This window comes from Enterococcus sp. AZ128 (genome assembly GCF_051714485.1).
Taxonomy (GTDB): Bacteria; Bacillota; Bacilli; order Lactobacillales; family Enterococcaceae; genus Enterococcus_A.
In genome coordinates this window covers 1,570,772-1,592,994 of record NZ_JBIORZ010000001.1, presented here as the reverse complement: position 1 = coordinate 1,592,994, position 22,223 = coordinate 1,570,772, and the positions used below count along the sequence as shown (strand labels likewise).

Here is a 22,223-nt window from a genome sequence, read left to right as displayed (position 1 = left end):
ATTTTAGGTGGTATGACGATGGAGATCACAATAATTGGTTTAGGAAAAATGGGGATGGGGATCGCCGAAAATTTATTGAAACATCAACATCAAGTAAAAGGATTTGATATTGATCCTGAGGTTGGTACAGCACTATTTGAATTGGGCGGAGAATTCTATTTTGATATTGAGAGTTTGTTACTAGATAAAGCAGCGCGTCAGATTGTTTGGTTAATGCTGCCAGCCGGAGAGTTAACCAATAATATGGTAATGAAAGTAGCCAATAATTTAAACGTGGGAGATATTCTGATCGAAGCTGGAAATTCTCATTATCAGGATAGTCTAGTTAACTTTGATTATTGCCGGGATAAAGGTGTTCATTTCATTGACATTGGAACTTCCGGTGGTGTGGAAGGAGCCAGAAATGGTGCGTGCATGATGGTTGGTGGAGAGCGATCTGTTTTTGAAGAATTAACGCCGCTATTTAATGATTTATGTGTTGAAAAAGGTTTCGTATATGGCGGGCCAGCGGGAAGTGGCCATTATCTTAAGATGGTTCATAATGGTATCGAATATGGAATGATGCAATCAATTGGTGAAGGCTTCAATTTACTGCATCACAGTCCTTATAATTATCAGATGAAGGAAGTGGCACAAGTGTTTAATCATGGATCAGTCATTCGTTCTTGGTTGATGGAACTAACAGAAAAAATCTATCAAGAACCATTAGATATAAATACAATCGCAGGAACGATTCCATCCTCAGGGGAAGGAAAATGGACAGTTGAAGAAGCATTACGCCTAAAAGTTAATCTTCCGGTAATCACTCAATCACTTATGACGCGCTTTGCATCCGAAGATTGTGATAAGATAAGTGAGAAACTTGTCGCATTATTGCGTAATCAGTTTGGCGGTCACGCCTATGTAAAGGATGAATGATTTTGTCAGTATTTTTAGGAATAGATATTGGAACGACAGCAATTAAGTTGGGGGTGATTCAGGAGAATGAGTTGCTTTATTCGAGTGATTTACCGCTTCAGACCTATGGTAATGATCGCATTAAGTATCAAAATGGAAGTGAACTTTTAATGATTTTGCAAGCTGGTATTTTGGCAATTCCCTTATCACTTCGCGCCCAAATCGCTACAATCAGCTTCAGTACAGCGATGCATAGCTTGATGCCTGATGATGGGAAAAAACAAATTTTTTTGTGGTCCGATCTTCAATCAGCTGCAAGTATAGAACGTTTTAAACTAACAGACATGGCTCCCTATTTTTATGAAATCTCTGGTACACCAATACATGCGATGTCATCATTTGCTAAGTTGCTTCATTTTCAAGAAATTAAAGCATATCCGACTGAGATTCATTGGTACGGAATCAAGGAAATGATTATGGACTATTTTACAGGAGTATCAGCCATTGATTATGCGACTGCTTCTGCTACGGGCTTGTTTGATTTACAGGAGAAAAGATGGAGCGAAGAAATACTTGGTTATCTGAACATTAAGATAGAACAACTGGCTTTGTTAGCAGATACCAATGAAGTCTTCAAAATATTGCCGAGTATACGTGATTTATTTGGTTTTTCTAAAACTATTCGAGTAATTATTGGCGCAAGTGATGGCACATTGGCTGCATATGCCAGTTACTATTCTACGGGTAGAACCGCTAGTTTAACTATTGGAACCAGTGCGGCCGTTCGTCAAATCTGTACTGACATTCAGCTAGATCAGGAGAAACAAAATTTCTGTTACTATTTGAAAGAAGGTTTGCTGGTAAGTGGGGCACCTTCGAATAATGGCGGGGTCGTTTTAGCTTGGGCTGCAGAGCATTTAGCGGAAAATCCAACGACATTTTATGATGAATTGCCAGAATTACTAACACAAACAGTAGTAGGAGCAAATGGACTACGTTTTTGGCCTTACTTGAATGGGGAGCGAGCTCCTTATTGGAGCAATGCGATTAAGGGAGGATTTTACGATCTGACCTTGCAGCATACCAGAAGTGATATGTTGCGGAGTGTGATTGAAGGCGTTTTGCTGAATATTCGCCAATTAGTTGACCTTGTTGCAAAGGGGAAAGAACTATCGGTTAGCGGTGGTTTCTTCCAAACATCGATCTTAGGACAACTAACCGCAGATATTATTGGTGTGAAATGCTACCAAGCTCAACAAAATGAACCAATTTTTGGTTTGTATTATTTATTAGAGCAGCCCAAATTAATGGTGGGAGAGAGCCAACAAGTCTTTACACCTGATTCATCTGAGTCTGGAACTTATAAACAGATCGCTGAAACCTATTTTGAGTACTAGTTTTGGGTGAATTCTTCGACAATGTACTCCATCAATAGCAATAATTTTCCGAAGAAGCTATTATATTTGATATTTTGACTGTCTAAGGGGCGTTCATCCGAAACTTCAAAAATAATCGTCGCAGATTCAGTTGCACGGGATTGGCTGTTTCCGGTTAATAAAATCGCAGGGATTTTTCGCTCTTGGGAAAAGTGCATTTTTTCAATGACCTTCTGAGTTTCGCCTGATTTAGAAATGACAATCAGCATACTGATATTTTCGGCGTTGTTATTGATGATTCCCGATGAATCTGCCGCATTAACGAACAGGGTCTTGATGCCATTTACCAATAGTTTTTTGTAAAGATATTCAGCAATGATACTTGAGAACCCTGTAGCATAAATAGTGATGAACTTGCCTTGATTTTCTTGGTATATTTTCTTCATGGTTTGAATCGAAGGAGCAATTTTTTCTGTAGGAATCGATATATCAACTGTTGCTTCAACGAATTGATTTTGTGGTCTGTATTGATTTTTCAAAAAGTAAAATAGTTCTAAATAGCCGGAGAATTCTAATTTTTGAGCTAAGCGTACGATAGTCGCCGGCGAAGTATAAAGTGTTGCAGCAATTTTTCTTAAGGATACGCCATCCAGTTCGTATACATGAGCAGCTAAGTAAATCAAAATTGTCCGGTCATTATCAGATAACTGTTTTCCTTTTGTAATCAATTCTAGATCCATTCCTGCACCTCCTAAATGAAATAATGAAACCTTTACTTTTGTATTATACACTAATGGTAATGAAAAAAAGTGAGGGGATTTTGAAGAATATTTTTAAACAATACGTAGAAGGGAGTAAGAAAATGTTTGGATTATTTAAAAGTAAAAATAATGAAATCAATACACCTGTAAACGGAGTGGTGATTGATCTGCTAGAAGTTAGCGACCCGGTCTTCAGTGGAAAAATGATGGGGGAAGGTTTTGCGGTGAGACCTTCAGATGGAAAAATCTGCGCCCCAATCAAGGGAACAATCAAATCAATTTTTCCCTCTCTGCACGCTCTAACATTGGAAGCCGAGGATGGTTTGGATATTTTAATCCATATCGGATTGGATACGGTAGAATTGAATGGTGCTGGTTTTAGCTCAACTGTTCAAGAAGGACAAAAAGTAAAAATGGGAGATCTATTAGTTCAAGTTGATCTAGCTTTTTTAGCTGAAGAAAATAAGGATGATAGTGTAATCGTTGTTTTTCCGGAAATGAAGAATAGAAAAATAGAGGTTAAGCTAGGCGAAAAACAAGTCGGTGAGGTTGCAGCGGAACTTAACTAATCTAAATTTTTTATGACTTCCTACTATGGTGGGAAGTTTTTTTCATGTCATCAAATGACGACAAAAGTTTATCACATACAAGATGGAATTGTAAGTACCACATCGTGTTCACTCCAAAATATAGAAGGAAAGTAATCTATGGAGAATTGAGAAAGGATATCGGAAGGATTTTGCGCAAGCTCTGTGAAATGAAAGAAGTAGAAATCATCGAAGCTCATGCAATGCCAGATCATATTCATATGTTAGTAAGAATTCCACCCAAAATAAGCATTTCCTACTTCATGGGATTTTTAAAAGGGAGAAGCGCGACACCGATCCATGAACAGCATGGAAACTTAGTCTATAAATATGGGAATAAAAGTTTCTGGTCAAAAGGGTATTACGTAAGTACAGTGGGTTTGAATCAGAAAACAATCGCAAAATATATACGAGAACAGGAATCAGATGATCGTATTCGAGATAGTATAAGTAAACGAGAATACGTTGATCCGTTCAAGAGTAAGAAAAAGAAATAAAGTAGCGAGCGACGAGCGGTTGGCGGTCTTTTAGAAAGCTCCATTTATGGAGTATGTGAGCGGGGACCTCTTCTAGAGGTGTTAAAAAGCCACCCGTTTTCACGGGTGGATGGGTTACTTGATTTCTTATAAAACAAGCAGATTATCAAGACTGTTAGCTGTTCTATTTATCATACTCGAAATAGAAGAGATTTTTTTGCAGGAAAGAATTATTGACACTATAGTCTAATTAGACTATAGTGATCAAAGTAAAGAATCTGAGGTGTAGAAAAATGAAATCAATTTTGTTGATTGGTCAATCAAATATGGCTGGTCGGGGCTATTTGAATGAGGTTCCAGCAATCTATAATGAAAACATCGAAATGCTACGCAATGGTAGATGGCAAATGATGGCAGAACCTATTCACTTTGATCGTGAAGTAGCGGGTGTTGGACCAGCGGCATCTTTTGCAGCGGCGTGGCTGCAAGACCATCCAGATGAAAAACTAGGACTAATTCCTTGTGCCGAGGGCGGCAGTTCGATTGATGAGTGGGCAGCTGATCAGGTATTGACGCGACATGCCCTTAACGAAGCCAAATTTGCGATAGACTCCAGTGAATTGATCGGAATTTTATGGCATCAAGGGGAGAATGACAGTTTAAATGGTCATTATAAAGAGTATGCTGAAAAATTAAAAGCAGTATTCAATCATTTCCGAAACGAATTAGACTTACCTGAGTTGCCGATTATTGTCGGTGAATTGCCAGATTTTCTTGGAAAAACAGGATTTGGGTTGAGCGCGACAGAATTTAGAGAAATCAATCGTGAAATAAGAAATGCCGCAGCCCAAATAGAAAATTGCTATTTAGTTAGTGCTGAAAATCTGATATCCAATCCTGATGGCATACACATCAATGCAGAGTCACAAAGACAATTCGGAATTCGTTATTATGCTGCCTATACTAAAAAAAGTGATGTCCTACATAGTTTAGGTGATGAGGATGAACAGCTTAGCAGGGTCTACGGCCGAGAAACAACGATAAATGAAAGAGTCTATTTATTAAGTCGTGATTTTGCTCTTGGTAAGTTGGATTATCAGAAATTTATGGAAAAATTTACTGAGTGTACTAAGTAATTGAAAGGGTCAGGCGTATGATACCACTTCTAATTTTAGGGCTGTTGAAGGAAAAGCCGCAATCTTATGGTTATGAATTGTTGGCTGATATGGAAGCAAATTATTTTCAGTATCTTGTCCGTTTCACTAAAGGTTCCTTCTATTACAATATTCAGCAACTTGAAGAAAAAAATATGATTGAAAAAGTATCAATAAATGAAGAGGGCAACGAAAAAGAAAAAAATCGGTATATTCTGACTGAGTCAGGTGAAAGAGAGTTTGAGCGGTTATTTGTAAAATATGGAAGTAAAAATGAACCAATCACTTTTCCATTTTATACACCGATGCTTTTTGTAAATCAAGTAGAACCAGATGAGATCAAACAGTTACTGGAAATGCAGATCAAACAGACGCGAAAAAAAATTCAAATGATTGATTCTGCACTGCAAACACAAGAGCAAGTACGACCTATTTTTGCTAAAATGATGGAGAATTCAAAACGTCATCATGAAGTTAATTTAGCTTGGTTTTATGAACAATTGACTGACTACTAAAAACAGCTCACAAGAACATTCTTGTGAGCTGTTTATTTGTTCAAATAGGGTAGTCATCAAGACATTTAGCCTGTATGATTAATTAAACAAATAGGATTTATAGTAAAGAATGACTCGTTTAGAAGGGAGGAGAAAATGAAAAAGAATTTCAGTTTTCATGTATACGCGATTGTTACGATTATTTGTTGGTCTTTAGCTTTTGTATTGTCTCGGCTAGTAATGAGAGAGTTAACATCGGAATCTTTAGGTTTTTTGCGGTATTTGGTTGCGTCAATCGTTCTGCTAGGTCTGACTCCCTTTTTAAAATTACGGAAAGTTGAATCGAAGGATTTGGGATTGATCATATTGACCGGATCCACTGGTTTTTTTCTTTATATGATCGCCTTTAATAAGGGTGTTAAGGAAGTAAATGCGGCGACAAGCAGTGTAATAATTGCCACAGTTCCAATGATAACGGCATTATTTTCCCGAGTGATCTACAAAGAAAAAATAACTATTAAACAATGGTTTGCAACAGGTGTTTCCTTTATAGGTGTACTGATTATTACCATTCTGAGTAAAGGGTTTACGATCAGCAACGGATTAAACTGGCTTTTTATCGCGTCCCTATTATTAGCGTCCTATAATTTACTACAAAAGAAATTAGTCCAAAGATACTCAGCAATTCAAAGCACAATGATGAGTATTTTCGCAGGAACAGTTATGTTGGCGATCTTTCTACCAAGAACAATCAATGAGGTGCGGGGAATCTCATTTAGTTCAGTGATCCTTGTCTTGATTATGGGCATTTTTTCAAGCGCAATTGCTTATGTTTCCTGGACAAAAGCTTTTGAAGTAGCGGAGAATATTGCATCGGTAAGCAACTATATGTATGTGACTCCCTTGTTGACCACCGTGTTAGGATTGGTAATTGCTAAAGAATTTCCTGATGGATCAACACTGATAGGTGGATTGATTATTTTAGCAGGGCTACTATTATTCAATAGTGACCAGTTATTCGCAAAAAAAGCGACTATTAAATGTTTAGATCAGGATGCGTTAGAAACAGCGGCTCAAGTTATTCGTGAGAGTTTTATGACGGTGGCGAATGAATTTGATTTAACGATCGATAATTGCCCAACCAATGGGGCCTTCACGCAGGCCAAACATTTAAAAATTGACTTAGAAAAAGGCAATCAGCTTTTTGGTGTTTATCAAGGAAAGAAAATGATTGGTTTTTTTGAACTAGTTTTTAATGAAAACTATCAAGTGACTTTAGAGAAGGTCGCTATCATTCCAGCTGAGCGAGGAAAGAATTATGGTGAATTCATTTTGAATAGTGCCAAAGAGATTGCTTATGAAAATAATATCAAGCACATTGATATTGGGAATATTAAGAATAATTTCCGATTGAAACAATGGTATCAAAAAAATGGCTATCAGGTTGTCTGTACTAAAAATTATTCACATTTACCTTTTGAGGTATTGCATTTAAAATTAAAATTGAAAGACGAGGTGGGCAATGGAAAAGTCAGAGGCGATTAGACAAATCAGACAGGTATACCCTGATTTGATAATTGAAGAAATGGTGTTTCTAGGAGCTGGATTCGATAGCGAAGCATTTTTACTAAATCGCTCATATGTTTTTAAATTTCCCCGTCATGCTAGAGCGGCAAAGAATCTTTATAAAGAAGCAATTGTTTTAAAGGAAATAAGGAACAAATTGCCATTAAAGGTCCCAGAGATCTGTTTTGTTGGAAAATCAACTAAACCTGACCAATTGATATTTGTTGGTCATGAGAAAATCGAAGGAGTTCCTTTAGACGCGGAGATTTTAGCGACATTCACAGGTGAACGAAAGGATGAAATGGCTAAAGAAATTGCTAGTTTCTTTAAGGTATTACACAATATTGAGTTGACGCCACAAATCGAAGGACTTGAGGTAGATAAAAAGAATAAAGCATCCTATGAATATGAGGTCATCAAAGAGTCTGCTTTTCCTCTTTTAAAAAAATCTGTTCAACAAGAAATCGACGAGGTCTATAACAGGTTGTTAAAGCAAAATTTTCACTATAAAAAATGCCTGATCCACAACGATTTCGGTGCTAGCAATGTCTACTATGATCAAGAAACAGATCAGATTTGCGGGATGATCGACTTTGGCGATATTGCTATTTATGATCGTGATATGGAATTCGTTTGCTTGATGTATGATTATGAAGAAGGGTTTGATCAAGAATTCGTTCAAAAAGTGTTGGCCTATTATGGCATTGATTCAGCTGAGTTAGTAAACAAGGCAAAGTTTGCCGGTTTCTATAATCAACTTGAGAATGTTTATTTAGGTAAGGAATTTGGAATGAAAGCTCTTTTTGATGAGAGTATCCTTGATATTCAAGAAGGTTTAGAAGGATACAAAGAAAATATTCTAATTGAAGATAGAACAATGTATTACATTTAATAAAATTAAGGCATATTTCCTCGATGGAACTATGCCTTTTTTTATTGTTCTAAGGTAACTCAGTAACAACTAATAATCTTCTTGCTTAATTGGACTTAGGATTTTTCTCGCGTAAAAGGATACAAAGAGATTAATAACAATGGTGAACATAAAGATTAAAGCAGCATGGTGTGAATAGGCTTCAAATAGAAAACCGTAAAGTATTTGCCCAAAAGGCCGTGTACAAGCTGTCAAAGCATAAATGTAAGATATGATTTTCCCCATCAGTCTATTTGGAGTGATCGATTGGATAAAACTAAGCATCATGATACTAAAAATTGTACTTACAATCATAAACAGGAAACAGCAAATACAGATGATGAATACTGTCGGCAATGCTGAAAGTCTGAGAAATAAACTAATCGGTATTGGCAGCAAAATGACTATCGTACTGGCGAAAAGTAAATAGCTGCGGTTCATTTTTAAATGATTGATAAAAAGAGTTAGAGTCAAGCTGCCAGATAGGGCTCCTAAAGATTGAGCCGATTGTGAAAGTCCATAAAAAGTACTATCCAGCTGTAAAGTATTTAGGATAACATGCGGTAGACCGATGATCAGTATAGATTCAAAAAATAAGTTGAAAATAGCTACTAACAAACTTATTTTAAGTAAAATTGGATTTTTCCTTAAGAAAGTAAGGGCATTTAACGTATCCACTTTAATTGTTGTACGCCATGAAATTCTTTTTTCTATGTTCAATTTTGGGATTCTCATAAAAATTTCCAATATAGCTGAAGCTAGAAAACTGAAGAGCGCTAAGATAATAGTTAACTGAATGCCAAAATAATTAAAAAGAATTCCACCTAATGCTGGCCCTATAATATTTGCTAAAGATTGGACTTGATTCACTAGTGCATTGGCGATACCAAGTTCTGTTTTAGGAAGCAGAAGTGAGATACTAGATAATACAGTTGGTTGATAAATCGCTTGGATGATTGAAAGTAATAGTGTAATCGTAGTAAATAGTAAGAATTGCCGCGAGGATTCTATTGCGTGCAAACTTAACAAACAAACGAAAGAAGTTAGGAGATCCAAGTAAATCAAGGTACTGCGTTTTGGAAATAAATCTGCAATCAAACCATTAACAGGACTTAGAAAAATGATTGGCAATACGGAAACCGCTAAATTAACGCTGAATGCAACCGTTGAACCATTCTTAGATAATAGATATAGAGGAATCGAAAACCGTAAAATGGCATTGCCAAAAAGTGACATGATTTGTCCAATAATTAGGATTAAAAAATCTCGAGTGAGCAATTTGCTTATTTGTGAATGCATAAGAACCTCCTTAAATAATGTATACTTAATTATAGAAATTAAATGGTGACATAAAGCTGTCACCAATAAGCATTTTTATAAGGAGGTTTCGCATGCAAGTTGAACGTTTACTTCAGATGATTTTCTTGCTGATTAAAAAAGAAAAAGTAACAACTCAAGAGTTAGCTGATTACTTCGATGTATCCAAACGCACAATTCTTAGAGATATCGACACACTTTCGATGGCGAATATCCCGATCTTTACGTTGAAAGGACGAAAAGGTGGCGTCGGGATCATGGAACAATACACAATCAATAAAATTATGTTTTCTCAAGAAGAACAAGAAAAAATCTTACACGGTTTGCATTTGTTGAAAGCAACACAGCTTTCTAGTATTGAGCGGTTACTCGATAAGGTGGATGTGTTGTTCAGCTCAAATGAGAGTTTCGATTGGCTGGAGATTGATTTCTCGTCTTTCGGAAGCCAAGAAAAGGAGCAGCAAAAATATAATTATTTGCAATATGCGGTCATTAACAAATGTGTAGTGACTTTCGATTATTTTACTTCGGAGCTCAAAAAGAATAAACGAACTGTTGAACCAGTTCGATTAGTTTTTAAAAATAGTGCTTGGTATGTTCAAGCTTATTGTCGTTATAAAAAAGATTTCCGTTTGTTTAGAGCCTCACGCATAATAAATTTGGAACTGCTAGCAGAAACGTTTATTCGAAAAATTCCGAAAGGCAGTGCAGTTAAGACTAACTATGAAGAACAATATGAAATGATTCCCTTTGTTTTAAAATTTTCTCAAGAGATTTCATATCGGTTGTTTGATGAGTACGATGAAGAATGTATGACAGTTGATGAAGAAGGCTACTATTATGTTACTTACGAATATGCGGATAATGATTGGTTGGTCAGACACCTTCTATCTTTTGGTGAGTATGTTGAAATTATTGAACCGGCATACATGAGGCAGCGAATGAAGGAGAAAATCAAAGAGGTGTTGAAGAATTATCACTAATATAATCAAACAGACAGCTAAACTTTTTACTGAATAAAAGAGTTTAGCTGTCTATTAGACGTATTTAAAATCTAGGCTTTTCACTTTGTTGAGTCGATTGAGTTTGTTGTGTCAATTCTTGTAAAAGTTCGATTTGCAATTGTTGAAGCTCAACTAAATGCTGCCATTTTGAATTCATCAAATAATCAATTTTTTCATGAAGAAGATGAATCTCGACTTCTGATTTGACGTTCACTTCAAAATCGTTATCTGCTTCAACGCGATCACGATCTGCTTGACGATTTTGACTCATTAAAATAATTGGCGCCTGAATGGCCGCTAGACAGGATAAAGCTAAGTTTAATAGGATATATGGGAATTTATCAAAAGGGTTAAAAAAGAGCGGCAAAGTATTCAATAAAATCCAAGCAGCTAAAACAAGAATAAAAATTATAATAAAAGTCCAGCTCCCGCCAAATTTTGCGATACCGTCCGCAATTTTTTGACCAAAGGTTTCTTTTGTTTTTAGTGCGTCGTTGACATTTTTAGTATGGACTTTCTGTGTACGAATTTTATGTTTTAATTCATGATCAAACTGTTTAGAAGTGGAAATTTCATTTTTTAATAGTTGATTAATATGTTGAAAGCGAAAATTCAACAAAGTCGTGTAAGGAATAGTAGTTTGCGCTGTTAAAGTCGCATCCGTTTTTAAAATAAACATCTGTAGGTCTTTATCTAGTTCTGAAATTTTAAAATCTTGATTGAGTCGTTCATCCGTCAAAAGAATCACCCGCCTTTTTTTAATCATAGCACGCTCATGAAATATCTGATTGTAAAATGCTTATTAAGTAGTAAGAAGTAAAGCATTCTCACTTTTTTTGCGCCTATTCTTAATGGAATAGTGAAAACAACTAATTTGACGCAAAACGCCGAAGTAGTTTGGGAGAAAGTATGTGTAAGACAAGTGCAAGTCATCATAATTTAGGATTAAATAAAGATCTATTTAATCAGTTTTGAAAGTAAAAATTGATTTTTTTACTTTGTGAGAAGTTTGCCATTTAACATGATAGTTTTTAGAGAGTGGGTTGTAATTTTCTATTGAACTTGATACTATCTAATTAAAGAAAACGTTTTCAATATAAATCGAAGAAAATTGCGGGAGAGTGCAAGATTATATTGCCACCGAAGGTTTAAGTTGTAAAATTTGCTGATTTTACAGTGAACATCTCAGGTATCCGGACCGTAATTGGATGATACTCTGGAGAGCAGTAATGCGCCGAAGGAGCAACCTCCTTTATAAGGGGAGAATCTCTCAGGCTAGTAACAGAGGATGACGGCACAGTGTGCTGTTGTCCTCTTTTTTGTAGTTTTTGAAAGTTCACATGTGAATATAAGCACAATTAGAAAGGTGAGCGATAAAATGATAGCTATAACAAACAATCCAATGGTGAAAGAAAAATTAAAGCAAATTGCCGATCTGTATTTTGTGGAAGGTGCTTATGATGATGTATTGAATGCAGCTAAACAGCAAATCATCGAAGACCATATCTGTTTACTGTCTCATCCATTAAGTGGAAGTATCAAGCCGAATGAAACGTATTACAAAACAATCTTTGTTTCAGAGACCAATTCTCAGTACATCGATATTGAGAGTTTAGAATATATAGAATCCGCGATAGCTGTCTACGAAAAATTTATCAAAAATAAACAACGCCCTAATTGGTCCTTAGCGGTGCTGCGAGATTTTGCTTTTGTAGATTTTTATATCGCACAAAGTACGTTGGGCAGAATGGGGGTGTCAATCTAAACGTTCAACTACTTGCAACCAATAGAACTGAGGTGAATAAATGAAACTCGAAATTGGAAACATTGAAATCAAGAAAGTTGTATTAAATGAAGAGGAAGGAATCAAAGAGGGGACATTATCGATCAATCCAGAAAAAATTAAAGCGTTAGTTTTGGAAGATGATCGTTTATCCGCCTGTGACATCGAGATCGCAACTCCTGGTGACAGTATCCGTATTACACCAGTTAAAGACGTGATCGAGCCAAGATGTAAAGTTGATTCAACGACAGGAATCTTCCCCGGTGTCATTAATAAAGTCGACATCGTAGGAAGTGGTCGCACTCATGTGTTGAAGGGCTGCGGCGTTATGACAGTAGGAAAAATTGTCGGCTTCCAAGAAGGAATTGTGGATATGCAAGGGCCCGGTTCAGAATTGACACCGTTTTCGAAATTGATCGAAATTTGTTTAGTGCTGAAGCCGCAGAAAGAACTTGATCCGCATCTATATGAAGAAGCAGCTCGTTTTGCCGGATTAAAAGCTGCCGATTATATCGGTAGGTTAGGTGAACTGGTTGAACCAGATACGATCGAAACATTCGAGACCTTACCGCTATTAGAACAGATTCAACAATATCCTGATCTGCCTAAAATTGGTTATGTCTACATGCTGCAAACACAAGGCCTGCTCCATGATACGTATGTTTATGGAACAGATGCCAAACATATCGTTCCGACGATTCTTTATCCAACGGAAGTCATGGATGGGGCGATCATCAGCGGGAACTGTGTCTCGGCCTGTGATAAGAATACGACGTATCACCACTTGAACAACCCAGTGATCGCAGATCTGTATAAACAACATGGAAAAGAGATCAATTTTGTAGGTGTGATCGTTACCAATGAAACAGTTTATTTGAAGGACAAACATCGTTCCAGTGATTTTGTCGCAAAATTAAGCGAATATCTAGGGTTAGACGGAGTGATTATTTCCCAAGAGGGATTTGGAAATCCGGATACAGATTTGATTATGAATTGTAAGAAAGTCGAAGAAAAAGGCATCAAAACAGTTATTGTAACAGATGAATATGCTGGAAGAGACGGAGCTAGCCAGTCTTTAGCAGATGCGGATAAATTAGCAACTGCGGTAGTTACTGGCGGAAACGCGAATGAAACGATCCAATTACCAAAAATGGATCGCTTGATTGGTCAATTAGATTATGTCGATGTGATCGCAGGCGGCTTTGATGGCAGTCTGAAGGACGATGGCACGATTGAAGTTGAAATCCAGGCAATTACCGGTGCAACCAACGAATTAGGTTTTAACAAAATGTCTGCTAAAGGCGTTTAAATCATAATAGGGAGGAAATACTAATGACTTTAGATTTAAAAAATAAAAAAGTCTTAGTGATCGGCGACCGTGATGGTATTCCAGGACAAGCGATTGAAGCTTGTATTGAGGGTACCGGAGCTGATGTAATATTCTCATCAACAGAATGTTTCGTCTGAACGGCCGCAGGTGCAATGGACTTAGAAAACCAACGTAGAGTAAAAGAAGCAGCAGAAAACTTCGGAGCAGAGAACGTTGTCGTTCTTATCGGTGCGGCTGAAGGAGAAGCAGCAGGTTTAGCTGCTGAAACTGTCACTAACGGAGACCCTACGTATGCAGGCCCATTGACCAATGAACAGCTAGGTTTAGCTGTATATCACGCTGTAGAGCCAGAATTTAAAGAAGTTGTCGACTCAGATGTTTTTGAAGAGCAGATCGGCATGATGGAAATGGTTTTAGATGTTGATGACATCATTGAAGAAGTATCTGAAATGAGGAATCAATACGCCAAATACTAACCAGTAAAGGAGCGTCTTATGACTAAGTTCAAAGTTGTTCACTACATTAACCAGTTTTATGCTGGGATTGGTGGTGAAGAAAAGGCGGATATCCAACCATTCTCTAAAGCCGAAGTAGTAGGACCAGGTCTTGCTTTTATGAATTCATTTGGTGATGAAGCAGAAATCGTCGGCACCGTAGTGTGTGGCGACAGTTTCTTTAATGAGAATTTGGATAGTGCCAGAAAAGATGTATTAGATCATATTAAACAATTTGAACCAGATATCGTTGTTGCAGGCCCAGCTTTTAATGCCGGCAGATATGGCATTGCTTGTGGCGAGGTTGCCCAAGCAGTCATGACTGAACTGGGCATTCCAGCTGTGACTGGGATGTATGAAGAAAATCCTGGAGTTGAAATGTACAAAAAAGGTGCCTATATCGTGCCGACTAGAAATAGTGCGGCCGGCATGAGAAAAGCAGTCCCTGTACTTGCGAGTCTTGCGTTGAAATTGTTGAAGAAAGAACAAGTTTCACCAGAAGTGGATAATTACTTTGTTCGTTATCGGAAAAATTTTCAGGATGAAAAACGCGGTTCAGCCAGAGCAGTTGATATGCTCATACGTAAACTGAATGACCAAGAATTTACGACTGAATACCCAATGCCTGAATTTGATAACGTCGCGCCAGCCACCGCGATAGGTGATCTGTCAAAAGCGAGAATCGCGCTTGTGACTTCTGGTGGAATTGTTCCAAAAGGCAATCCAGATCGGATCGAATCAAGTAGTGCTTCGAAGTATGGAACGTACTCAATCGAAAACGTTGATACATTGACAGCAGATTCGTATGAAACGGCTCACGGCGGATATGACCCGTCTTATGCAAACCAAGATCCAAACCGAGTATTGCCATTAGATATAGTTAGAACAATGGAAAAAGAAGGTGTGATCGGCAGTCTGCACAATTACTTCTATACAACAGTTGGGAATGGAACCGCCGTTGCCAACGCTAAGAAGTATGCAGCTGAGATCGCTCAAAAATTATTTGCAGATGGAGTCGATGCAGTTATTTTGACCTCCACCTGAGGAACCTGTACGCGTTGCGGTGCAACGATGGTGAAAGAAATTGAAAAAACAGGTCTGCCTGTGGTCCACATTTGTACAGTTGTTCCGATCTCGCAAACCGTTGGAGCGAATCGAATCGTTCCGGCCATTGCGATCCCTCACCCATTAGGTAATCCAAGCCTGAGCTTGAAGGAAGAACAAAAACTGCGTCGCGGTATCGTTGAGAAAGCCTTAGTAGCGATTACCACACCAGTTGACGAGCAAACTGTATTTGAATAAGTGATTTCTGCCTGAGTGAGTTTTCACTCAGGCGGTTCATTGAAAGGAGCATAAAAGGATGTACGATGTGGTCATTATTGGCGGCGGGCCCGCCGGATTAACTGCGGCAATTTATAATGCGCGAGCACGCTTGAAAGTTCTGGTTTTAGAAAAAACGAAATTAGGCGGACAAATCGTTTCGACTCATGAGATTGCTAATTTTCCCGGTTCGATTAAAGGAGCGGAAGAAGAAACTTCAGGTCCAGAGCTGATCAAACGAATGGCAGAGCAAGCGGAGCAGTTTGGTGCAGAGATTCAATTAAGAAAAGAAGTGTCGGATTTAGATCTTGAAGGTCGTGTTAAGAAAATCACTTGTAAAGATGGAACGGTCTATGAATCCCATGCGGTTATTTGTGCCAACGGAGCGTTTCCAAGAGAAATCGGCTGTGTTGGTGAACGTGAACTTGCTGGAAAAGGTGTCTCTTACTGCGCTACTTGTGATGGAGCTTTCTTTGAAGATATGGAAGTTTTTGTGATCGGTGGCGGAAATTCAGCTGTGGAAGAGGCGATGTTCATCACAACTTTTGCCCGTAAAGTAACGATCATTCAAAACCTGAGCGATTTGACGGCTGATGCGATCGCGGTTGAATCGGTTAAGGCGAATGATAAGATCAACTATATTTACGATTCAGTTGTTGATAGTATCGAAGGTGACGGCATGGTCGAGGCTATGACGATTCGAAATACGAAAACGGATGAATTGACTCGTTTTGAAGCGAATGAAGATGATGGCTTATTTGGAATTTTTGTCTTTATCGGCAATATCCCAAGTACGAAGTTATATGAAGGCAAAGTTCCATTAAATGAATACGGATACATGGTTACTGATGAAGCGATGTGTACTCCGATCGAAGGTGTCTTTGCGGCCGGCGATATGCGTCCAAAAGTTCTGCGTCAGGTTGTTACGGCAACTGGTGATGGGGCGATCGCAGCATTTTCAGCGCAGAAATATGTTGAAAGAATAAAAAGGGAGGTTCCAGCACAATGATTGAATTAACTGTTGATAATTTTGCTGCCGAAGTAATTGAACAAGATAAACCTGTTTTGGTTGATTGGTGGGGGGAGACTTGTGAAAATTGTTTGGCTTTAATGCCTGATGTAGAGGATTTATATGCTCAATACGGCAATCAAATCCGCTTCACTAAATTCAATACCTCACAGAAAAAAGTTCGTCGTTTTTGTATCCAGCACAAAATTCTAGGTCTACCAGTCATTTCCATCTATCAAAATGGTGAAAAAGTCGACGAAGTAGCCAAAGATGACTGTACTAAAGAAGCGATCGAAGAAATAATCAAGAAATATATTTAGGACGGGATGCTTATGAATTATTCGACATTAAGAGGGGCAAGTTATGTTTTAGTTCATACACCGGATATGATCGAGCATAATGGAACAACTCAAACGACCGAAAAAATCACTACGCCTGACAGTCCATATCTTGCGAATCTTTATGACAATATCCGCAGTTATGATGAGGTAGTGAATTATGCGCCGAATCAGACGTTTATTGGCAACATGGATTATCAAACGTTGAAGGAACTGCCCCAACCGTGGGTCAATCAACCAATTGAAGGCAAACGTGAAGGGAAGTTCGGCGAAATCATGCCTGAATTAGAATTTTACGGCTTATTACAGATCGCTGATGTTTTTGAATTGGTGCATTTAGAAGAAGCATTTGCAGAAGAAGTTCGAACAGCTTTGGCAGCTCATCCGCTTTTTAAAGAGGATGTAGAAAAGATCAAAAGTGAAAAACCGCTTGAGTGGATCGAAAACGAGCTGGCTGAAAATGCAGCAGAAGGATTGTATTACGATCGAAAATTAGTTGGTTGTGTTAGTCCGGCGCATCAGATTGATGTGAACTTGAATGCACATGTGATGCTGGAAAACCTAGTAGTGAAAGCCAGCGGTGTACTGGCTTTACGGCAACTGATCGACAACTATCAGCTTGATCCAAAAGAAATTGATTATGTGATCGAATGTAGTGAAGAAGCCTGCGGCGACATGAATCAACGGGGCGGCGGTAACTTCGCTAAATCTATCGCTGAGTTATGTGGTTGTGAACATGCCACAGGTTCGGATATTCGCAGTTTTTGCGCAGGTCCGACTCATGCTTTGATTACGGCGGCTTCGTTAGTTGCGGCAGGAACACATAAAAAAGTGGTGCTTGTGGCTGGTGGAGCAACAGCAAAATTAGGTATGAACGGAAAATCTCACGTCGGTAAAAACCTGCCGATATTAGAAGATGTACTAGGCGGTTTTGCGGCGCTGATCGGCGAAAATGATGGTATACATCCGATCTTGCGTCATGATTTGACTGGTAAACATGAAGTCGGTAGCGGCTCTAGCCCGCAAGCTGTAACGACGGCTTTGATCGGCAGTATTTTAGAAAAAGCACAATTGACGATCAAGGATGTTGATGTCTATTCGGTGGAGATGCAAAATCCGGATATCACTAAACCGGCTGGAGCAGGAGATGTGCCACTGGCTAATTTAAAGATGATCGGAGCGATCGGTGTTTTACGTAAAGATATCGAGAAAAAAGACTTGATGGCTTTTGTCAACGAAAAATCATTGGTTGGCTGGGCACCGACGCAAGGACATATTCCTAGTGGGATTCCTTATTTAGGGTTCGCCGCAGAAGATTTAGTCACTGGTGATAAAAATCGCGCCATGATCGTTGGTAAGGGATCATTATTCTTGGGACGAATGACGAATTTATTCGATGGCGTGTCGATCTTGATTGAACGCAATAGCGGAAAAGTTTCTGAGGAAAACCAAGAAGATCTAGAAGAACTGGTTAAACGAGAAGTGGCACAGGCATTAAGAAGTTTTGCTGCCAATCTTTCAGTAGAATAGAGGTGGAGCAATGTCTGATCAAGTAAAACAAACAGTCAAAAAAGTTTTTGAGGATTTGGCCACTAGTTTAGAGACCGGTCGAATGGAATCAAGGATCAAAATTGGTTTAACTATCGATGGCAGTGAACTAGGAACAGAAGTCATGAAGGCAGCAGCATATGCAATCAAACAAAAAGATCTGTTTGATTTGGTTCTGATCGGCAGCGATGTGGAGTGGGCTAAGGATTTTGATCACTATTCGACTACGAATTGTCAAAAAGAGTCTGCTGAGATTATGGAAGAGCTGCTTGACAGCGGTGAAATAAAAGGCTGTGTGACTTTGCATTATAATTTTCCGATCGGTGTTTCAACGGTTGGGAAAGTACTTACACCAGCTTTAGGCCGAGAACTGTTCTTAGCGACAACGACTGGAACAACCAGCGGCGTTCGCAATGAAGCGATGGTACTGAATGCGATCAATGGAATCGTTGCAGCAAAAGCTTGCGGAATCAAACAGCCGACGGTCGGGATTTTGAATGTCGAAGGGGCTAAAACGGTAGAACGTTCATTGATTGCACTGCAAGAAAATGGTTATGACCTGACATTTGGTACAAGTCAACGAGAAGACGGCGGAAAAGTGCTGCGAGGCAATGATCTATTGTTAGGCAGTGTTGATGTCGTGGTATGTGATAGTCTGACTGGCAACCTTTTGATGAAACTTTTCTCGGCCTATTCAAGCGGCGGGAATTATGAAACATTAGGTGCAGGTTATGGTCCTGGTATCGGACGAAATTATGATCGCAATATCTGTATTATTTCACGAGCAAGCGGAGCACCTGTGATCGCCAATGCTTTGGAATATGCTTACCAACTAGCCCAAGGTAAACTAGGGAAAATCAGTCAGAATGAATATCAAAAGGCTGATCAAGCTGGTTTGAAACAAATTTGTGCTGATTTAACAGCAGTACCTACAGCAGAAGTAAAAGAGATCGAACCGCCCGCTAAGGAAATTGTTACGAGTGAGATCACAGGAATCGAGATCATGGAATTAGATGATGCGATCAAAGTCCTGTGGGAAGTAGAGATTTATGCAGAGAGCGGGATGGGCTGTACCGGACCAATCGTTTTAGTCAATGAAAAGAATTTAGCAACTGCACAAAATGAATTGAAAAAAGCCAACTATTTATAAAAAGAAACCAGCTCAGCGAATGGGCTGGTTTTTTGACTGTTTAAGCAAACAAGAAAAAGAAGTCTTACCTTCTAAGCGATCATCAAAAAAAGAGTGAATGATCCTAAATAAAAAAATGTTAAACTCTCCTTGACTCTCCAGTTGCGGAAGACTTTAGACTAAATGGGTAAGGAGGGAAACAGATGAAACCATTAAGATTAATTGGTCTTACACAAAATAATTTGCAGAATCTCTCATTAGAGATCAAAAAGAACCAGCTGATTGTATTTACAGGGGTGTCAGGTTCAGGAAAGTCTAGTTTAGTTTTTGATACAATCGCTGCAGAGGCACAGCGGCAAATGAATGCGAATTATTCCGCCTTCGTACGGAACAGGATGCCTAAGTTCCTCAAACCAAAAGCTGAACGAATCGAAAATCTAAATCCAGCGGTCGTAATTGATCAAACTCCTTTAGGCGGGAATCAACGCTCTACAGTTGGTACGATCACTGAAACCTATTCACTACTACGTTTGTTATACTCGCGAGTAGGTCAGCCCCATATCGGATCAGCAAGTCAGTTTTCATTTAATCATCCTCAAGGGATGTGTCAGAAGTGCTCTGGACTAGGCCGTGTAAACCAGATCAATCTAAAAAAACTGATTGATCGGGAAAAATCTTGGAATCAAGGTGCGGTTAATGATACCAGATACGCGGTTGGAAATTGGTACTGGAAACAATATGCAGCGGCAGATTTTTTTGATAATGATCAACCATTGAAGGAATTAACGACGGCTCAATGGAATCAATTAATTTACGGGCATCCGGAAAAGGATTCGACACCAGTCAATCCAAAATTAGAAGGAATCTGTCGAAATTATGAGCGGGTCATTTTGAAACGAGACCTTTCCGAGCGCAGCAAAATGTATGAGGAAAAATTAAAAGAATTGTTGTATGAAGCCCCCTGTCCAGATTGTGAAGGACGCCGTTTGAATCAGGAGACTTTATCTGTAAAAATCAATGAGTGCTCAATCGCAGACTGTGTTCGGATGGACATGAATCAACTACTACAGTTTCTAAATCAATTATACTATCCTGAAGTGAAGGAAGTTATCAATGAGATTAAGCGACAAGTTCAGCGATTGATCGATATTGGCTTGGATTACTTACAGTTAGATCGAAAGACACCAACCTTGTCTGGCGGAGAAGCACAACGAGTAAAATTGGTAAAGCATATGGGAAGTGCTTTGAATGGGATGTTTTATATCTTTGATGAGCCAAGTACAGGAATGCACGCACGAGATGTTTCGCGTATCAATCGGTTATTACAGGATCTACGGGATAAGGAGAATACGGTATTTGTTGTAGAACATGACCCCGATGTTATTGCGATTGCCGATGAAGTCATTGATATTGGTCCCTTAGCCGGGAAACAGGGCGGGGAAATTATTTTTCGAGGAAGTTATCCGGCTCTGCTTCATTCAGACAGTTTAACCGGAAAAGAAATTTGTCAGACACTGCCGATCAACAGTCATCCTCGTAGCTGGCAGGAAAAAATGACGATCCGAGAGGCGAATTTACACAATTTAAAAAATGTGACAGTGGCTATTCCAAAGCAAGTGTTGACCGTCATTACTGGTGTGGCTGGTTCAGGAAAATCCACACTAATTACAAAAGTCCTACCAGAACAATTTCCTAATGAAATAGCCATCATCAATCAGGCACCTATCAAAGCGACAAGTCGTGCCACACCAGCCACTTATTTAGGGATTTACGATGAAATTCGTCGCACCTTCGCTAAGGCCAACAATGTTCCAGCCGGTATGTTCAGCTTTAACTCAACCGGAGCTTGTCCGACGTGTCATGGGAAAGGGGAGATAATGGTTGAGTTGGTCTTCATGGACCCCATCGTGAATGAATGTGAAGCTTGTGGGGGGAATCGTTTTTCCAATGAAGCACTAAGCTACCGCTTAAGAGGCTGTACAATTTTAGACGTGCTGGACATGACACCTAAAGAACTGCAAGATTTCTATGAGGGGCTTGGCAGTAGAAAATTATTCGAGAAATTACAAGCAATGATTGATACAGGTTTAACTTATTTACCAATTGGTCGGAACTTAGTCACTCTTTCTGGAGGAGAACGCCAGCGGTTAAAACTGACCAAAGCAATCACACAAAATGAATCGGTGTTTGTTTTAGACGAACCAACGACCGGCTTACATCTATCCGACATAAAAAAATTAAATGGGCTGTTTCAGCGGATGGTAGATAATGGTAATACATTGATTATCATTGAACACCACAGTGAAATTATTAAGCAAGCCGATTGGATCATTGATATCGGTCCAGATGGCGGTGTGAATGGTGGGAACGTGGTCTTTAGCGGTGTCCCTGAAGAATTATTGGAAAGCGGAACGATCACAGGTGAATATTTGAAAAAAAGTAATGAAATGATTAAAAACTCGATCTCCTGCTAAGTTAGCAGGAGGTTTTTAGTTTAGCAGTTTTTGTCATTAGTGACTGCTGGAAGCGTACTCTTCGCTAAAACCGTTCACAGTTTATAAACATGAGAAAATATTAATAAAAATAATTTAGATTAATTATTATTTAAAAGCTATAAGTTCAACGGGGAGTAGGCTTAGTGAATATTCTTTCATTTTTTAAAAGATGTTGGAGGGATTTTATCGCTTTTTGAAAGCCTTTTTTTGTTATACTTAAGAGGGGATGATCGTG

At 38.8% G+C, this 22,223-nt stretch carries 21 protein-coding genes and 2 riboswitches; of the genes, 18 read left to right on the top strand and 3 right to left on the bottom strand.

The window, feature by feature from the left end; genetic code table 11:
* The first annotated feature begins 18 nt into the window (after nucleotides 1-18).
* Both gnd and IGI38_RS07805 read left to right on the top strand, forming a co-directional pair.
* Nucleotides 19-918, top strand: coding sequence for a phosphogluconate dehydrogenase (NAD(+)-dependent, decarboxylating) (gene gnd, locus IGI38_RS07810; RefSeq protein WP_438728554.1), 900 nt, complete (start codon nucleotides 19-21; stop codon nucleotides 916-918).
* Nucleotides 915-2,294 (top strand): gluconokinase, encoded by a 1,380-nt coding sequence (locus tag IGI38_RS07805; protein ID WP_438728552.1) that lies wholly within the window; start codon nucleotides 915-917, stop codon nucleotides 2,292-2,294. Before gnd ends, IGI38_RS07805 begins: the two co-directional genes overlap by 4 nt.
* Here the strand turns inward: IGI38_RS07805 and IGI38_RS07800 are convergent.
* Nucleotides 2,291-3,013: a MurR/RpiR family transcriptional regulator gene (locus tag IGI38_RS07800; RefSeq protein ID WP_438728550.1), complete on the bottom strand. Its 723-nt coding sequence runs from the start codon at nucleotides 3,011-3,013 to the stop codon at nucleotides 2,291-2,293. The genes IGI38_RS07805 and IGI38_RS07800 overlap by 4 nt on opposite strands.
* Before the next feature lie 122 nt (nucleotides 3,014-3,135).
* On the opposite strand from IGI38_RS07800, the gene IGI38_RS07795 reads away from it, so the two are divergent.
* The 6 genes from IGI38_RS07795 (at nucleotide 3,136) to IGI38_RS07770 (ending at nucleotide 8,203) form a co-directional block, all read left to right on the top strand.
* Nucleotides 3,136-3,603, top strand: a complete 468-nt coding sequence (locus tag IGI38_RS07795) for a PTS sugar transporter subunit IIA (protein WP_438730361.1) — start codon at nucleotides 3,136-3,138, stop codon at nucleotides 3,601-3,603.
* Nucleotides 3,604-3,647: 44 nt separating this feature from the next.
* A complete protein-coding gene (gene tnpA / locus IGI38_RS07790) occupies nucleotides 3,648-4,118 on the top strand; it encodes an IS200/IS605 family transposase (protein ID WP_438728548.1) in 471 nt (156 codons plus the stop codon).
* 272 nt (nucleotides 4,119-4,390) lie between these two features.
* Nucleotides 4,391-5,233, top strand: coding sequence for a sialate O-acetylesterase (locus tag IGI38_RS07785; protein ID WP_438728546.1), 843 nt, complete (start codon nucleotides 4,391-4,393; stop codon nucleotides 5,231-5,233).
* Nucleotides 5,234-5,250: 17 nt separating this feature from the next.
* Nucleotides 5,251-5,766: a PadR family transcriptional regulator gene (locus tag IGI38_RS07780; RefSeq protein ID WP_438728544.1), complete on the top strand. Its 516-nt coding sequence runs from the start codon at nucleotides 5,251-5,253 to the stop codon at nucleotides 5,764-5,766.
* Nucleotides 5,767-5,901: 135 nt separating this feature from the next.
* The gene (locus IGI38_RS07775; protein ID WP_438728542.1) at nucleotides 5,902-7,290 is read left to right on the top strand and encodes a GNAT family N-acetyltransferase; all 1,389 of its coding nucleotides are present in this window, start codon (nucleotides 5,902-5,904) and stop codon (nucleotides 7,288-7,290) included.
* A complete protein-coding gene (locus IGI38_RS07770) occupies nucleotides 7,268-8,203 on the top strand; it encodes a phosphotransferase family protein (protein WP_438728540.1) in 936 nt (311 codons plus the stop codon). Before IGI38_RS07775 ends, IGI38_RS07770 begins: the two co-directional genes overlap by 23 nt.
* A 69-nt stretch (nucleotides 8,204-8,272) precedes the next feature.
* On the opposite strand, the gene IGI38_RS07765 is transcribed toward IGI38_RS07770, so the two are convergent.
* Nucleotides 8,273-9,520 carry an MFS transporter gene (locus IGI38_RS07765; protein ID WP_438728538.1) on the bottom strand — a complete coding sequence of 416 codons (1,248 nt, stop codon included), beginning with the start codon at nucleotides 9,518-9,520 and terminating at the stop codon, nucleotides 8,273-8,275.
* A gap of 92 nt (nucleotides 9,521-9,612) precedes the next feature.
* On the opposite strand from IGI38_RS07765, the gene IGI38_RS07760 reads away from it, so the two are divergent.
* Nucleotides 9,613-10,521 (top strand): helix-turn-helix transcriptional regulator, encoded by a 909-nt coding sequence (locus tag IGI38_RS07760; protein ID WP_438728536.1) that lies wholly within the window; start codon nucleotides 9,613-9,615, stop codon nucleotides 10,519-10,521.
* 64 nt (nucleotides 10,522-10,585) lie between these two features.
* On the opposite strand, the gene IGI38_RS07755 is transcribed toward IGI38_RS07760, so the two are convergent.
* A complete protein-coding gene (locus tag IGI38_RS07755) occupies nucleotides 10,586-11,308 on the bottom strand; it encodes a DUF1003 domain-containing protein (RefSeq protein ID WP_438728533.1) in 723 nt (240 codons plus the stop codon).
* A gap of 338 nt (nucleotides 11,309-11,646) precedes the next feature.
* A riboswitch (glycine riboswitch) is annotated at nucleotides 11,647-11,753 on the top strand.
* Nucleotides 11,754-11,837: riboswitch (glycine riboswitch) on the top strand. It begins immediately after the preceding riboswitch.
* Nucleotides 11,838-11,920: 83 nt separating this feature from the next.
* Between IGI38_RS07755 and IGI38_RS07750 the strand changes: the two genes are divergently transcribed.
* The 9 genes from IGI38_RS07750 to IGI38_RS07710 all read left to right on the top strand — a co-directional run bounded on the left by IGI38_RS07750 (nucleotide 11,921) and on the right by IGI38_RS07710 (nucleotide 21,967).
* Nucleotides 11,921-12,307 carry a GrdX family protein gene (locus IGI38_RS07750; protein WP_438728531.1) on the top strand — a complete coding sequence of 129 codons (387 nt, stop codon included), beginning with the start codon at nucleotides 11,921-11,923 and terminating at the stop codon, nucleotides 12,305-12,307.
* A gap of 40 nt (nucleotides 12,308-12,347) precedes the next feature.
* The gene (locus IGI38_RS07745) at nucleotides 12,348-13,634 is read left to right on the top strand and encodes a glycine/sarcosine/betaine reductase component B subunit (protein ID WP_438728529.1); all 1,287 of its coding nucleotides are present in this window, start codon (nucleotides 12,348-12,350) and stop codon (nucleotides 13,632-13,634) included.
* Between the two features lie 23 nt (nucleotides 13,635-13,657).
* The gene (gene grdA, locus IGI38_RS07740; protein WP_088932293.1) at nucleotides 13,658-14,131 is read left to right on the top strand and encodes a glycine/sarcosine/betaine reductase complex selenoprotein A; all 474 of its coding nucleotides are present in this window, start codon (nucleotides 13,658-13,660) and stop codon (nucleotides 14,129-14,131) included.
* Between the two features lie 18 nt (nucleotides 14,132-14,149).
* Nucleotides 14,150-15,451, top strand: coding sequence for a glycine reductase complex selenoprotein B (grdB, locus tag IGI38_RS07735; protein ID WP_438728527.1), 1,302 nt, complete (start codon nucleotides 14,150-14,152; stop codon nucleotides 15,449-15,451).
* Nucleotides 15,452-15,509: 58 nt separating this feature from the next.
* The gene (locus IGI38_RS07730; protein WP_438728525.1) at nucleotides 15,510-16,478 is read left to right on the top strand and encodes an NAD(P)/FAD-dependent oxidoreductase; all 969 of its coding nucleotides are present in this window, start codon (nucleotides 15,510-15,512) and stop codon (nucleotides 16,476-16,478) included.
* Entirely contained in the window at nucleotides 16,475-16,798 is a 324-nt protein-coding gene (gene trxA / locus IGI38_RS07725; protein ID WP_438728524.1) for a thioredoxin TrxA, read from the top strand. Before IGI38_RS07730 ends, trxA begins: the two co-directional genes overlap by 4 nt.
* Nucleotides 16,799-16,810: 12 nt before the next feature.
* Nucleotides 16,811-18,346, top strand: coding sequence for a glycine/sarcosine/betaine reductase complex component C subunit beta (gene grdC, locus IGI38_RS07720; RefSeq protein WP_438728522.1), 1,536 nt, complete (start codon nucleotides 16,811-16,813; stop codon nucleotides 18,344-18,346).
* 10 nt (nucleotides 18,347-18,356) lie between these two features.
* Nucleotides 18,357-19,514 carry a glycine/sarcosine/betaine reductase complex component C subunit alpha gene (grdD, locus tag IGI38_RS07715; protein ID WP_438728520.1) on the top strand — a complete coding sequence of 386 codons (1,158 nt, stop codon included), beginning with the start codon at nucleotides 18,357-18,359 and terminating at the stop codon, nucleotides 19,512-19,514.
* A gap of 182 nt (nucleotides 19,515-19,696) precedes the next feature.
* Nucleotides 19,697-21,967, top strand: a complete 2,271-nt coding sequence (locus tag IGI38_RS07710) for an ATP-binding cassette domain-containing protein (protein ID WP_438728518.1) — start codon at nucleotides 19,697-19,699, stop codon at nucleotides 21,965-21,967.
* The last annotated feature ends 256 nt before the right edge of the window (nucleotides 21,968-22,223 follow it).

What these genes read in the sequence shown, in the direction of transcription:
- IGI38_RS07795 (WP_438730361.1), top strand. Translation starts at nt 3,136, where the DNA reads ATGTTTGGATTATTTAAAAGTAAAAATAATGAAATCAATACACCTGTA.
- IGI38_RS07800 (WP_438728550.1), bottom strand. Translation starts at nt 3,013, where the DNA reads ATGGATCTAGAATTGATTACAAAAGGAAAACAGTTATCTGATAATGAC.
- IGI38_RS07805 (WP_438728552.1), top strand. Translation starts at nt 915, where the DNA reads ATGATTTTGTCAGTATTTTTAGGAATAGATATTGGAACGACAGCAATT.
- IGI38_RS07775 (WP_438728542.1), top strand. Translation starts at nt 5,902, where the DNA reads ATGAAAAAGAATTTCAGTTTTCATGTATACGCGATTGTTACGATTATT.
- tnpA (WP_438728548.1), top strand. Translation starts at nt 3,648, where the DNA reads ATGTCATCAAATGACGACAAAAGTTTATCACATACAAGATGGAATTGT.
- IGI38_RS07765 (WP_438728538.1), bottom strand. Translation starts at nt 9,520, where the DNA reads ATGCATTCACAAATAAGCAAATTGCTCACTCGAGATTTTTTAATCCTA.
- IGI38_RS07730 (WP_438728525.1), top strand. Translation starts at nt 15,510, where the DNA reads ATGTACGATGTGGTCATTATTGGCGGCGGGCCCGCCGGATTAACTGCG.
- IGI38_RS07745 (WP_438728529.1), top strand. Translation starts at nt 12,348, where the DNA reads ATGAAACTCGAAATTGGAAACATTGAAATCAAGAAAGTTGTATTAAAT.
- gnd (WP_438728554.1), top strand. Translation starts at nt 19, where the DNA reads ATGGAGATCACAATAATTGGTTTAGGAAAAATGGGGATGGGGATCGCC.
- IGI38_RS07760 (WP_438728536.1), top strand. Translation starts at nt 9,613, where the DNA reads ATGCAAGTTGAACGTTTACTTCAGATGATTTTCTTGCTGATTAAAAAA.
- trxA (WP_438728524.1), top strand. Translation starts at nt 16,475, where the DNA reads ATGATTGAATTAACTGTTGATAATTTTGCTGCCGAAGTAATTGAACAA.
- IGI38_RS07770 (WP_438728540.1), top strand. Translation starts at nt 7,268, where the DNA reads ATGGAAAAGTCAGAGGCGATTAGACAAATCAGACAGGTATACCCTGAT.
- IGI38_RS07755 (WP_438728533.1), bottom strand. Translation starts at nt 11,308, where the DNA reads ATGATTAAAAAAAGGCGGGTGATTCTTTTGACGGATGAACGACTCAAT.
- IGI38_RS07750 (WP_438728531.1), top strand. Translation starts at nt 11,921, where the DNA reads ATGATAGCTATAACAAACAATCCAATGGTGAAAGAAAAATTAAAGCAA.
- grdC (WP_438728522.1), top strand. Translation starts at nt 16,811, where the DNA reads ATGAATTATTCGACATTAAGAGGGGCAAGTTATGTTTTAGTTCATACA.
- IGI38_RS07710 (WP_438728518.1), top strand. Translation starts at nt 19,697, where the DNA reads ATGAAACCATTAAGATTAATTGGTCTTACACAAAATAATTTGCAGAAT.
- IGI38_RS07780 (WP_438728544.1), top strand. Translation starts at nt 5,251, where the DNA reads ATGATACCACTTCTAATTTTAGGGCTGTTGAAGGAAAAGCCGCAATCT.
- IGI38_RS07785 (WP_438728546.1), top strand. Translation starts at nt 4,391, where the DNA reads ATGAAATCAATTTTGTTGATTGGTCAATCAAATATGGCTGGTCGGGGC.
- grdD (WP_438728520.1), top strand. Translation starts at nt 18,357, where the DNA reads ATGTCTGATCAAGTAAAACAAACAGTCAAAAAAGTTTTTGAGGATTTG.